The sequence below is a fragment of the Pseudomonas sp. LBUM1655 genome (genome assembly GCF_059716085.1).
Genome location: NZ_CP166801.1, coordinates 180,373 through 192,804, shown reverse-complemented (window position 1 = coordinate 192,804; position 12,432 = coordinate 180,373). Strand labels below are relative to the sequence as shown.

The following is a 12,432-nucleotide window of genomic DNA, read 5'->3' as shown; positions in this document are numbered from 1 at the left end:
GTTATGGGTTCCATTTATTGGAGAGCGCAGGCCGGACGGTTTTCAGGTCCGGCAGATTGTCGAGGAAGTTGTCCGGGTAGTAACCGAAACTGGTCGCACCCTGGCGCTTGAGACGGCCCATCCAGTCGGCCAGTTGTTTGCCATCGATGTCGGCCTGTTCTTTTTTGGTCCAGTCGCGCGCCTGCAATTCGAACACGGTGCGATTCAGCGCTCCGGGACGCTTTCTGACGGTTTCCACCAACGACTCCAGCCACGGGCCGGACTCTGCCTGGGTCTGTTTTTCCATCAGCGGCATCGCCATCGGCGCCGTCCAGTCGTAGGTCGCGAGGAAGTCGTCGAGGTTCTGTGCGTACCATTCTTCGCTGTGTGGATTGAGCATCGGCTCGGCGAAGATGTTGCGCGCGGTCAGCACCTGCGGGCCGCGAATGGCGCGAACCTTGGCCGTCAGCTCGTTGGTGAAGTCGATCAGGTAGCGGCTCTTGAATCGGGTCCAACGCTGCATGGCAGCCGGGTCATCGCGCAACGCCGCGATCGAGTCCGGCAAGCCGCTGGCCGCATAGGCTTTGAGCGCCGCCGGGCTGGCATCTTCGAAGTCCGAGAGCAACGCGTCGTCGTGGTAGAGAATGCCGTTGACCGAGGTCAGGCGCGCCACGTCTTCGTAGATTTCACCGATGATCCGTCGCACTTCAGGATCGAACGGCGACAAGCGTTGGTACTGATCCGGATCCACCGAGGTGATGCCGGTTTTCGGGTCCCAACGGGTCACGCGCGGCAGTTTAGAGTCGAGACCAAAACTCAGCACCGGCATCCACGCGAAGACCTTCACGTTAGCGCGGGTACGTAGTTGCCAGGCGACACGGTTAAAAATATCCGCACGCACCGGCAAGTGGCGGTTGGGGAAGTACAGCGAATGCACCAGGCCATCGCCCTTGGGATCGGCGAAGGCTTGCAGGAACACTGTGTTGGCGCCCAAGTCAGCGATGCGCTGCACCAGTTTGCCGAGGTTGATGTCCTGCTGCGCCGGATCCGGGTCGTAGACGTTGTCCAGATCGACATGCACCACGCGCATGACGAAATCCGACTGCACGTCGACGATACTGTTGGCGAAACGCGCGCCGTCAGGATCCGAGGCGACGAGAAAGCGCGGGCTGCTCATCAGGTTGTCGAGGGCGTCGAGACCGTCTTCGAGGGTCAGGGCCATTTCGTAGCCTTCCTCGCCCACCACGGTCAGCGAAGTACCATCCGCCGCGCCGTATGGCCAGACCCACACGCGCGGTTTCTTACCGGTGACCTTACGGATCTTTTCCGAGATGTTGTTCACGTCGGTACGAATCCGCGCCTGGAAATCGGCCTCGGATTCATAGCGTTTGGTCACTGGGTCATAACGCCGGGTGGCCGCCGCAGGCTGCAGGTTGCCCTGCGGGTTGGCCAAAATACCTTTGTGGTTGGCGTCGGTGTGGGCAGCGATTTCCACCAGCCCGGAGCGTGAGATTTCGCGAATCTGATCCCAGGTCAGGAAGTCGGAACGCGGGCGCGGAGCACCGGCGAAATCCACTGGCTGGTTCAGCGGCGTGTCGATCCAGCTGCCGACCGGCGCCAGCAGCGCGTGCCAGTTATAGGCACGCAGCACCGGCAACACGCGGGTGTAGAAGCTTGAGTAACCGTCGTCAAAACTGAGCAGGATCGCCTTCGCTGGCAGTTCCGGCCCGCCCTTGCGTGCGGCCATGATCTGATCGACCGTCACCGGTTTGTAGCCGTTTTCCCGCAGCCACGCGAGCTGCTCGATCAGGCGCTCGGTACGCACCGCCACCACAGCCTGATCGGGGTCGCGATCTTCGACATCGTGATAGGCGATGCCTAACACATGATTTTTCGGCCACGGTTTTTCACTGGCCGCCACCGGACGCTCGGATGGCGGGGTGAATGCAGGGGCTTGTTGGGCGCAAGCGCTGGCCAGCAGCACCCCCAGCAAAAGGATGAAACGCGAAATCAAAGGCATCTTCAAACTCTTCTAGAAGCGGAAAGTGAGGTCGACGAGCAGACGCAGATCGGTCTCCCGATCACCGTCGTAGGGCCGGTTGATCACACTGAACAAACCGCCCACCTCGAACACGTCGTTCCAGGCATAACGTTGGCCATAACCGATCAGCGCCATGCCGCCAGTGCCGTGATCACGCTGGCTGTACGTCCCCGCACCGGCCTGGAACTGCTGGCTCCAAGTGGTTTCGTAGCGGTGATAGAGCACGTGATTGACGTTGACCAGTGGCATGACGCTGAAGTCCGACTTCGGATTGAAGTACGGCACGTCATCGGATTTGGAGTTGTGGCTGGTGCCGACTTCCAGTCCCGCATCGACCTGCACGTTCGGCGCGCTGTAGACGCCCTCGCGTCCGGTGAGCAAGGCTTCGACACGGTTGTTGCCGTCGCTGAAGTGCGACGGGCTCACCGACAGCCGCCACTCGCGGCTTTCGTTGGCGCGCCAGCGAATGAAACCGCTGCCGCCATTGGCCTTGATGTCGCTGTTGAGCGCGCGCAGCGGCGTCTCGGCCGACAGGTATTCGAGACTGCCGCCGTACTGCCAGTGGTCATTGATGTCGCGGGCGATCGCCAGACGTGCGCCCTGTTTGTCGCCGAAGCCGTAATTGTGATTGGACACTTCGGCTTCAAGCGTCATGTCGCGGGTGCGACGTTCCAGACCGACGCGCTGGAAACGGTGGTGGCCGGTGCCTTCGGCGAAGTCGCCAGTGGCATAACCGGCGCCGGCGAACACGCGCCAGTCTTCATCTATGGGCGGACTGTACAGGGTGGTCTGAATACCGAAATCGCGACTCCCGCTGACCGCTCCGGCGTCGCCACTGCCACCGCCGTTGGCCTTGCCGCCGTAGGCTTCGACGCGCAGTTCGGACATGTCGTGGACTTCACGCTCGCGCGCCGCGCGCTGAACCTGACGGTTGTCCGGATATCGCGCCACCACGTCGTCGGTGAGTGCATCCATCTGCCGCCATTCCTGCAACGTCATGGCTGTGCGCGCTTGAGCGACTTCCAGGCCCATGTCGCGCGGCACCATGCTCTCGGTTTCCTTGAGCTGATTCTCGGCGCGGCGCGGCCAGTTGCGAGCCAGGTACAGATCGGCCTGTGCCAGACGCAGGCCGGTGTTGCCCGGCGCCTGTTCGACCAGCGTCTGTAAACGCTCCTCCCCGTGTGGCAGGTCGGAACCGTAGGTGCCGGCCTGTGCCGCGAGTTGTTGGGCGTCCATCCACTCATCGTTGGGATTGCCGATGGGGAGGCCTTTGAGTTCAGTGCGCGGGCGCTGGGACTTGGCTGCATCCTCGGCGACTTTGCGCGCTTCGTCGGCGCGGTCGCTTTCCAGCAGCGAGTAATACAGCGCTGTTGTGTCTTCCAGACGATCGCTGGCATCGGCGTCCGGAGCTGCCAGCACCTGACGGTAGAGGTCGGTGGCGAGTTCCGGCTGACGTTGATCGAGATAAGACGCCGCCACCCAACGCAGGGCGTAGGTCGGGATCTTCACGCCTTCGGCCTGCAGCTTTTGATATTCAGTGATGACGTCGGCGGTGCGCGCCCGGGCCTTGAGCGCACCCATGCGGTCGATGCGCCAGCGGATCACGTCATCGTGAGCGGTGGCGTCCGGGGTCCAGGTGGCGAGCAATTTGTCGTAATCGGCCAACGCGCGGTCGGCGATCACATAGCGTTCTTGTTCGCTGCGGGTAGCCAGTTCGGCGAGGCGCACGCGCTCGGCAGCCAGATCGCCTTCGAGGCGGCGCAGGGTGACCGGATCGATCAGGCCCGGACGCTGATTGGCCAGACGCAGGGCTGGCTCCGGCAGACGCGCCTTTTGCAGCGCGACCACGTATTCGCGGGCGACTTCAGGTTTGCTGCCGGCGCGGATAAAGGCCTGATCGTATTCGAACAGGGCGTCGTACTGCTTGCCGGCACGGCTCAGCGCGTAGCCGAGCGCCAAACGACGGGAAGGATCGTCGGGTTTGGCCGCCACCAGCGCTTTGGCGCGGGTGACCGCTTCGTCGGGTTTGCCAGCGTCAGCCTGCGTCAGAGCCAGTCCCAGTTGCAGGTCTGCGTTATCCGGCTCCAGCGCCAGCGCCTTGTTGTAAACCTGAGTCGCCTGATCCCAACGTTTGAGGTTGCGATAGGCACGAGCGGTGGCGGTCAGCGCCTGAACCGGCAGCACACGGTCACGGCCCTGGGTTTCATAAACCTTGACCACTTCGGCGTCGAGTCCGGCCCAACTGGCGATTTGCAGGTGATCGCTGATCTGCCCGGTGGTCGCCTGACCCGGCGGCACCTGGCGCAGCACATTCAGCGCAGGCGTGGTTTGCCCGGCACGGGCATCCCGCACCATCTGATCGTAGGGTGTGTCGGCAAACGCCAAGGCCGGCCAGAGCAATTGGCTGCACAGCGCGACTCGAAACAAAGGGCGTAAACCACGATGTAATACAGGACCATCAATACGCGGCATTCGTCAGCATCCTTACATGGCCAGCCGGGTCGTAATGCCCTCCTTGCCCATTCGTAACGGGGCCGAGCCAGGAACGCTCAGCCAAGCTTAGTCAGGCAGTTTGCATGCAAGCGAGGACCGAAATTCAGAACACAATAATTGTTCAGAATCGGCCGGCGGCTCAGCCGCGACACCGAAAAGCCGAACGCCAGACAGCAAAACGCCCGGCGCCTGTGGGTACAGAGGCCGGGCGTTTCTATTAAGAGCGCAGTATTACTGCACTTGCGTGACGCCCGCGAACTTGCTCATCAGGAAGCCGACGAACTGCTCGACGGTCATCTTCTGGCCGTTGAATTCCACCTGATTGGCGGCGTAATGCAGCTTGGTCACGACGTTGGTGCCTTCCACGATCGCCAACTGCGAGCCGACGGCCATCCCGGAGAACATGTCGGCCGCGCCGGTAGCCCCATCGACGATGGCTTTGGCATCAGTCTGACCATCGAGTTGCGCCTGCACGCTGAGCAGATCAATCAGCATCGGCTTGGACACGGTGATATTGAGATCAAGCAACGCGATCAGCTGTTTGCCCAGTTGATCAGGCGGCAGATCCATCGATTGCGGCTTGGTCAGGTCGATCACCAGATTCGCGCGGCTCTCACCGTTGGCGGTTTTCAGCGACAGATTCTCCAGCGCCACTTGCGGGCCAGCGGCCAGCAGTTTTTGCAGGTCAGCCTTGACCTGCGCCGACTCGGCTTCGGTCAGGTTCAGCTCCGGTGCCGGCAGGCCGGCTGCCGTGGCTTCGGCGGCGGCTTTTTCGTAAGGCTGCAGTTTGGTCTGGTAGATCTGCATCAGCGACATCGTCGACGGGATGTCGAGGTTTTTCAGGCTCATGGCCATGCTGGCCGAGCCGATTTTCTTGTCGTTGAGCGTTACTTCACCCACCGTGTAGTCAGCACGGCCGGACGCATTGCTGCCGTTTTCTTCGGTGAGGTTCTTCATTTCGAAGTTCTTCACGCCGAGCACCGATTGCTTGGTGCCGAAGGTGGTTTTGCTGTTGGACAGCTCCAGGGTGTTGTTGCCGGTGTAGTAGCCGTAGCTGCTCTTGGTGAGGTTGCTCGCCAAGGTCAGACCGTTGAGTTCGATCTGCACCGGCGCCTGATCTTCAGCCACAGTCACCAGTTTCAGGCTGTCCATGTAGCCGTCAGCCTTGACCTTCTGTGCCTGGGCGCTGGCGGAGATGTTCAGGGTCAGGCCGGAAAACTTCAGGCTCGACTGCTCATCCAGCGCGGTTTCCAGTGGCAGCAGGTCGACGGTGCTGGTGGTGGACTCGTCGTAGCCGATGTTGGTTACGCCTTTGAGCGGGGCAGCGCCCTTGGTGGCGGCGAACCATTTTTCGGTGGCCGGATTCTTTTCCAGCTGGTAGTTGCTGGTGGCCATCACCGGCAGCCATTTCAGCGACACCAGACGCGAGAACGGCAGCGGGCCGTGCTCGATGTGGTCGACGAACAGCAGCTCGACCGGCGCATCGCCAAACATCTCGCCTTCACCCTTGAGGCGATAGTGCGCCGTGCTGGTGAAGGTGTGGCGCTCCAGCGACACCAGTTCCAGCGACGCGGTGCCGTTGGAACCGGCCATGGCGGTTTGCAGTTCTTTGTTGGCGTTAGAGACGGCGTTGTTCAATACGCCTTCGATCTTGGTCCCGGTGTACCAGGCCCCGCCTGCGCTGATCGCGCCGATGGCAACAACAATTCCGAGTAGCACGCCTGCTGATTTATTCATGAATGACCTGATCGATTTCCGTGGCTGAAAGTGTGGTCGTCTTCCCTGAACCCGTGACCGGGTTGCGGCTCGACTCCGCTGAATTTAGCGGTGGAGATTAGCACTGGGCGCGGGAGACGGCTCAATGTTTAAAGGTGAAAGAGTGTCTATGGGGAGTGTGGACAGTCGACAGGCCGGGAGAGTTTCAGTGTTTTTCAGTCCGCCTTCGCGAGCAGGCTCGCTCCCACAAGGACAACACTGTACCTGTGGGAGCGAGCCTGCTCGCGAAGGGGCCAGATGATTCAGCCAAAAATCAGGAATACTGAACCTCGATCTCATCGAGTTGATGATCAAAGCTCTTCAGCCGCGCCGTCCAGGTATACACCAGCACCTCGAAATCCCGATCGATCACTGCCCCGCCCGGCCCATCGGCGCGCGGGTCGCAGAAGTCCAGTTGATAGCGTTCGCGGGCCATGGCCGTGGCGACGTCGGACAATTCCCGGGCATTGTTCAGCCAGTGCCAACCTTCGCTGTCGATCTGCTTGTCGAGTTCCAGACACTGTTTCTTCAGCGCCTCGAGGCTTTTTTCCAGCGGCGTGCCGGTGAGTTCGCCCATGACTTCGGCGAAAGTCCGGCCGGGCTGCCAGTAGCTGCCCCAGAAATATCGGTCGAACACGGTTTCGACCTTGCGCAGGGCAACTTTGGTGTCCCAGATCAGCACCAGGGTCTTGCCCTGTTCAAGTTGTCGCTTCTTCACCCGCTGAACCTGGAGCGATGCCCAAGCCACCACCACGATTGCCATGACCGCAATCAGCGCGACGGCGCTGTCGAGGAAAACCATGGCCTTGTCGATCTGGTGGGCCAGCATGATGCCGTAAAAATAGGTGGCCGAGAGCAGCACCAACGCTACGAGGGCGCACCAGAAGCCGAGAGCGTAAGGGTTTTTCATTATTGGTTTCCCCTAGACCAGCGCTAGCAATGTGCGCTGAAGGGGCGCTTTGCACGGGGCGCCCCTTCAACACTTCAAAGCATAGCTATGGCCTCAGGGTTTGCTCGGGCTTGAAGCTTGCGTTCGTCCGCTTTCCCAGCCGCCGCCCAAAGCGAGGAACAAATCGATCTGGCTCATGGCGACTTGCGTGTTGGCGGCGGCCAGTTGCGCCGTGACATCGGTGTAGGTGCGGGTTGCTTGCAGGTCGGCGAGGAACGACTCGCGCCCGGCCTGGAAGAAGCGGTGCGTCTGGTCTGCGGCGAGTTTCGCCGACTGCTCGGCGTCGGCCAGGGCATCGCGGCGTTGCAGTAACGCGCTGTACTGGGCCAGACCGGTCTGTGTTTCGCGAATGGCGTTGAGCACCACGCCGTCGAAATGCGCCAGTGCGCCTTGGGTCGACGCTTCAGCTTCGCGGATTCGCGCGCGGGCGCCGTTGGTCGGGACTTTCCAGCTCAGCGAGGGGCCGAAACCCCAGCGGTTGGTCGATGGATCACCCAAGTCGTCAATAAGACCGACGGTGCCGATGGTCGCGCCGATGCTGATGTCTGGATACAACTCGCCGGTGGCGACGCCGATGCCCGCAGTCGAAGCGGCCAGTCGACGTTCGGCCTGGCGAATATCCGGGCGACGCTTGAGCAACGCGGCGCCGTCACCGACCGGCACCAATTGGGCGATTTTCGGCAACTCGGCGCAGGTCGCCGTGCCGGCAGGCAACTGATCGACCGGTTTGGCCAGCAGCATCGACAGGCGAAACAGCCCGGCCTGACGCGCCGCTTCATAGCGCGGCAGCTCGGCGCGCAGGGATTTGAATTGGGTTTGCGAGCGAGTGACCTGGGTTTCATCACCACGCCCGGCGTCACGCAAGCGCTGAGTCAGCGTGGTGCTTTGTGATTGCAGGTCGAGGGAATGTTGGGCAATTTCCCGTTCTTCATTAGCCGCGCAAACCTGGGTGTAGGCGCGAACTACGTCGGCCACCAAGGTAATGCGTGCAGTGTCAGCCGCCGCTTGAGTCGCATCGGCGTTAGCCTTCGCGCCTTCGATACCGCGTTGCAGAGTGCCCCACAGATCGAACTGATAAGAAGCGCTGATGCCAATATCGCCGACGTTGTCGACCGGGACTTTTTCCGGCAGCAAAAACGCCTGACCGGATTCCTGCAAACGCTGGGCACCCATCTTCACGCCGGCGCTCCAGCCACCGGCCGCCTCGGCCTCATCGACTTGCGCGCGAGCCCGCGCAAGGTTCGCTGCCGCCACGCGCAGATCAGTGTTGGAGGCCATGGCCTGCTGCACCAGTTGATCCAGTCGCGGATCCTTGTACAACCGCCACCAGTCCGCCGGAACCGGCGCCGACACCACCGGTTTGCCCGCAACGGCCAGTTCGCCCTGAAAGTCCTTGCGCTGAATCGCCGCGTCATCGGGCACCTGATAGTCCGGCCCGACCATCTGACAGGCCGAGAGCATCACACCCAACCCGGCGATCATCAGGGCCCTGTTCATTGCGCGGGCTCCTGCTTTTGATCGTCGATGATCGAGACGGTGGCGGTACGCCCGGCAATCATGCGGAAGTCCGCCGGCACATCATCAAAGGCAATGCGCACCGGAATCCGCTGCGCCAGCCGCACCCAACTGAACGCCGGGTTGACGTTGGGCAACAGGTTACTGCCGCTGGTGCGGTCGCGGTCCTCGATGCCGGCGACGATGCTTTCGACATGCCCGCGCAGCTTGGCGCGATCGCCGACCACGCGGATATCCACCGATTGCCCGACATGAATGCCGTCGAGTTTGGTTTCTTCAAAATAGCCGTCGATGTGGAACGAGTTGCTGTCGACCACCGACAACACCGGGCGCCCGGCGGTGACGAATTCCTGCGTACGCGGCGCGCGGTCGTTGACGTAACCGTCCACCGGGCTGCGGATCACCGAGCGATCAAGGTTGAGTTGGGCGCTGTCCACCGTGACCATGGCTTCGGCCAATGCCGATTGTGCGCGGGCCACGCGGGACTGGCTTTCTTCCAGTTGCTCGGCCGGCACCAGATTGCCCAGGCCACGGTTACGCTTGGCTTCACGCTGGGCCTGCGCCAGGGTTTCTTCGCGATCGGCAACGGCGGCTTTGGCCTGACGCAGGGCCAGTTTGAAACGGTCCTGGTCGATGCTGAACAGCACTTGGCCACGCTTGATCAACTGGTTGTCCTTCACCTCGACCTGCTGGATCAGCCCGGACACGTCCGGCGCGATCTGGATGATGTCGGCACGAATGTGGCCGTCACGGGTCCAGGGGGCGAACATGTAATACATCACCATGCGCCAGACGAGGACAACGGCAAAAGTCACGATCAGCAGGGTCAGTACCACGCGACCGATAGTCAAAAACGGTTTTTTCATGTCATCAGGTATCGACTGAGTGAGTCCACGCCGTACAGCAGTACGGCGTAGAGCGCCACGTTGAACAATGCCCGGTGCCAGACCAGACGGTAAAAGTGCAGCCGCGTAAGCACGCTGTGCACCAGCAGAAACAGCACATAAGTGATGCCCATCAACACCAGCAGGGTCGGCAGGAAAATGCCGCTGATGTCCAGATCACCGATCATAGGGGCGCTCCATCGGGCAGCGGTTCTTCGGGCTCGGCGCTGGAAACGAATTCGACGCCCGGCAGCAACGCCAGACGCAAACCGCTCAAGGCGTGCAACAGATGTAGTCGGGTTTCTTCGTCGCCATGGCCATTGAGCGCGCGGCGGGTGCGGTCCAGAGTCATCAACAAACCGCTCGGCGCCGGCAGGCGTTCGCCAGCCTTGAGGCAGGCGCGAAAATACTCGCCGACTTCGGCGACCACTTGCTGCAACAGCGTCTTCGGCACGCCGTTCACGCGTGGGGTATAGGCGAGCAAATCAAGCAGGTTCAGGCCCACGCGCACTTCGCGCATGGCGATGCCGGTGTCCTGGCCGGTCAGGGCCAGACGCGGAAGATGCTGCATCAGGCGATCGAGCAGTTGCACGCCCAATTGCCGGTGTTCGGCCAGATTCGCCGGTTCGGTCATGTCGACGATGTCTTTCCAACTGAACCGGGTCAGGCGCTTGGCCGCCAGCTCGGCGCCGAACGGACGCGCCACCAGCGTCCAGATAAACGCGAACAACAGGCCCATCGGCCCCGCGAGGTTGGAGTTCACGAATGCGAAAAAGTCCGCGTCATACGCGCCCTGAATACTGATGAACGACGAGGTGTTGACCAGCGTCAGGAGCATGCCAAGGTAGAAGCGAGGCTGCACCGTCAGCGTGCCGACGCAGATGAACGGGATGGCAAACGCCAATACCAGCATCGGGAAGTCATGCAGGTTCGGCAGAATCAGAAACAGATAGAGACTGGCGAACAGCACCGACATGCCCGTCCAGAAAAAGAACCGGTAAATCTGCGGCGCCGGGTCGTCCATCGAGGCGAAGAAGCTGCACGCGACCGCCGCCAGAATCACCGCACTGCCGCCGTCCGGCCAGCCGAGCAGAATCCACAGCACCGAGGCGACGATGATCGCCAGAATGGTCGAGGCCACCGAGTACATCATCAACCCACGGTCGAGAAACGGCGTCAGCCGACCAAGACGCCAGTGGCGATACACCGCGCGCCAGCTGTCCTGCCGCTCGCAGAGAATCGCGTCCTGCAAACTGCGGCAGTCTTGCCACAAATCGATGAATTCGCCGAGACGGTACAAGGCGTTGGAGAACAACAATTGCTTGCGATCTTCCAGCGCTTGCGCGCTCGATTGCAGGGCTTCGAGTTGGTCTTTCAGCGCTTGCCAGCGGTCGAGATCGGCATCCTGATGGCTGAGCCATTCACGGGTCGCGGCCAGCAGCGGCGCGAATTTTGCCACCAGTTCCGGCGTGCGCCGTTCGAGGGCGTAGAGCGAATCTTCCAGCGCATCGATCACTGGCAGCAGATGAATCATCCGTCCGCGCAACTCCTTGGTGTTACGCACGGTTTGCGGCCGAGAGCCTTCGTGGGGCAATTGGCCGATCATCAATTCGAGGCTGTTGAAACTGGCGACCATGGCCATGCGCAGGGCGGTGACTTCTTCGGGCTGCACGTCACGGCTGAGAAACTTCAGGCTGTAAGTCGAAGCATCGGTGAACCACTTGCTCACGGCATCGTTGAACACCGGCGCCAGGCGACGCGGCCAGAACATCGCACCGACCACGGCGGCGACGGCGATGCCGAGGAAAATCTCTTCGGTGCGCGCTTCCGCGACGTCCCACACCGCCAGCGGGTTATCCACCACCGGTAAGGCGATCAGCGGCAAGGTATATCCGGCGAGCATCAACGCGTAACTGTTGGCCGTGCGCAGATGCAGGGACAGGAACAGCAGAATCCCCGTCCACAACGCGATCACCACCACCAGCACATAAGGGCTCTGCACAAACATCGGCACGAAAAAAACCGCCGCTGCGGCACCGAGAAAAGTGCCGACGGCGCGGTACAACGCCTTGGAACTGGTCGGCCCGAGAAACGGGCTGGAGACGATGTACACCGTGGCCATCGCCCAATACGGACGTGGCATTTGCATAAGCATGGCGATGTACAACGCGATCATCGACGCTGCAAAAGTACGAACCCCGTAGAACCAGTCCCGGGCCGGCGGAATGCCAGTGAAAAAACCGTTCAAGAATTAACCACCAACGGCGGATTGGCCGCCTCAAAAGCTCTGAGTACCCGAAGCGTAGCCTCCAGATCGCTCTGATCGATCCCTTCGAGCACTTCGTGACGCAAGCGCACCAGTTCGATTTCCACCGCCTGCACCAGTTCACGGCCGGTGTCGGTCAGGCTCAGACATTTGGCGCGCCGATCCTGCGCATCTTCAGTGCGGCAGACATACCCGGCATGGCACAACTGATCGAGCAAACGCACCAGCGACGGACTCTCCATCCCGGCCGCCTGCGCCACCTGCACCTGACGCACACCCTCACCCAACCGGCCGATCATCAACAACGGCACGGCGCAGGCTTCGGAGATTCCGTAATTGACCAGCGTGGTCTGGCAGATCTTCCGCCAATGCCTGGCGGCCACCACCATGGCACTGCTGATGTTCATCTGGAGAGCGTCGAGGGTATCGGGCACGAGAAAATGCACACTGTTAGTTTGCTAACTATCAATATCGCATTGGAGGGGAAAATCAGTCAAGTTTTGAAACAAATTGCCCCGTTGGTCGCAAGTAGTGACTGAAAGTTCCTAAA

Annotated in this window: 9 protein-coding genes; all 9 read right to left on the bottom strand. The window is 61.3% G+C overall.

Features of this window, described 5'->3' with window-relative positions; genetic code table 11:
• Position 1: 1 nt before the first annotated feature.
• The 9 genes from pgaB to ACA074_RS00780 all read right to left on the bottom strand — a co-directional run bounded on the left by pgaB (position 2) and on the right by ACA074_RS00780 (position 12,289).
• Positions 2–1,999 (bottom strand): poly-beta-1,6-N-acetyl-D-glucosamine N-deacetylase PgaB, encoded by a 1,998-nt coding sequence (pgaB, locus tag ACA074_RS00820; protein ID WP_401264690.1) that lies wholly within the window; start codon positions 1,997–1,999, stop codon positions 2–4.
• Positions 2,000–2,011: 12 nt separating this feature from the next.
• A complete protein-coding gene (gene pgaA, locus ACA074_RS00815; protein ID WP_497678260.1) occupies positions 2,012–4,492 on the bottom strand; it encodes a poly-beta-1,6 N-acetyl-D-glucosamine export porin PgaA in 2,481 nt (826 codons plus the stop codon).
• 252 nt (positions 4,493–4,744) lie between these two features.
• On the bottom strand, positions 4,745–6,250 hold the full coding sequence (locus ACA074_RS00810; protein WP_187680301.1) for a YdgA family protein: 1,506 nt from the start codon (positions 6,248–6,250) through the stop codon (positions 4,745–4,747).
• A gap of 292 nt (positions 6,251–6,542) precedes the next feature.
• Entirely contained in the window at positions 6,543–7,178 is a 636-nt protein-coding gene (locus ACA074_RS00805; protein WP_187680302.1) for an NADH:ubiquinone oxidoreductase subunit N, read from the bottom strand.
• Between the two features lie 93 nt (positions 7,179–7,271).
• The gene (locus ACA074_RS00800) at positions 7,272–8,714 is read right to left on the bottom strand and encodes an efflux transporter outer membrane subunit (RefSeq protein WP_497678259.1); all 1,443 of its coding nucleotides are present in this window, start codon (positions 8,712–8,714) and stop codon (positions 7,272–7,274) included.
• Entirely contained in the window at positions 8,711–9,598 is an 888-nt protein-coding gene (locus ACA074_RS00795) for an efflux RND transporter periplasmic adaptor subunit (protein WP_187680304.1), read from the bottom strand. The genes ACA074_RS00800 and ACA074_RS00795 overlap by 4 nt, the downstream gene beginning before the upstream one ends.
• Positions 9,595–9,804 (bottom strand): DUF1656 domain-containing protein, encoded by a 210-nt coding sequence (locus ACA074_RS00790; RefSeq protein ID WP_187680305.1) that lies wholly within the window; start codon positions 9,802–9,804, stop codon positions 9,595–9,597. The genes ACA074_RS00795 and ACA074_RS00790 overlap by 4 nt, the downstream gene beginning before the upstream one ends.
• Positions 9,801–11,864: an FUSC family protein gene (locus tag ACA074_RS00785; protein ID WP_497678258.1), complete on the bottom strand. Its 2,064-nt coding sequence runs from the start codon at positions 11,862–11,864 to the stop codon at positions 9,801–9,803. Before ACA074_RS00785 ends, ACA074_RS00790 begins: the two co-directional genes overlap by 4 nt.
• Positions 11,861–12,289, bottom strand: coding sequence for a MarR family winged helix-turn-helix transcriptional regulator (locus ACA074_RS00780; RefSeq protein ID WP_187680307.1), 429 nt, complete (start codon positions 12,287–12,289; stop codon positions 11,861–11,863). The genes ACA074_RS00785 and ACA074_RS00780 overlap by 4 nt, the downstream gene beginning before the upstream one ends.
• Positions 12,290–12,432 lie beyond the last annotated feature (143 nt).

Bases quoted from the DNA above. Each gene is read 5' to 3' on its own strand.
- ACA074_RS00805 (WP_187680302.1), bottom strand. From the start codon at position 7,178: ATGAAAAACCCTTACGCTCTCGGCTTCTGGTGCGCCCTCGTAGCGTTG.
- pgaA (WP_497678260.1), bottom strand. From the start codon at position 4,492: ATGCCGCGTATTGATGGTCCTGTATTACATCGTGGTTTACGCCCTTTG.
- pgaB (WP_401264690.1), bottom strand. From the start codon at position 1,999: ATGCCTTTGATTTCGCGTTTCATCCTTTTGCTGGGGGTGCTGCTGGCC.
- ACA074_RS00790 (WP_187680305.1), bottom strand. From the start codon at position 9,804: ATGATCGGTGATCTGGACATCAGCGGCATTTTCCTGCCGACCCTGCTG.
- ACA074_RS00810 (WP_187680301.1), bottom strand. From the start codon at position 6,250: ATGAATAAATCAGCAGGCGTGCTACTCGGAATTGTTGTTGCCATCGGC.
- ACA074_RS00780 (WP_187680307.1), bottom strand. From the start codon at position 12,289: ATGAACATCAGCAGTGCCATGGTGGTGGCCGCCAGGCATTGGCGGAAG.
- ACA074_RS00795 (WP_187680304.1), bottom strand. From the start codon at position 9,598: ATGAAAAAACCGTTTTTGACTATCGGTCGCGTGGTACTGACCCTGCTG.
- ACA074_RS00800 (WP_497678259.1), bottom strand. From the start codon at position 8,714: ATGAACAGGGCCCTGATGATCGCCGGGTTGGGTGTGATGCTCTCGGCC.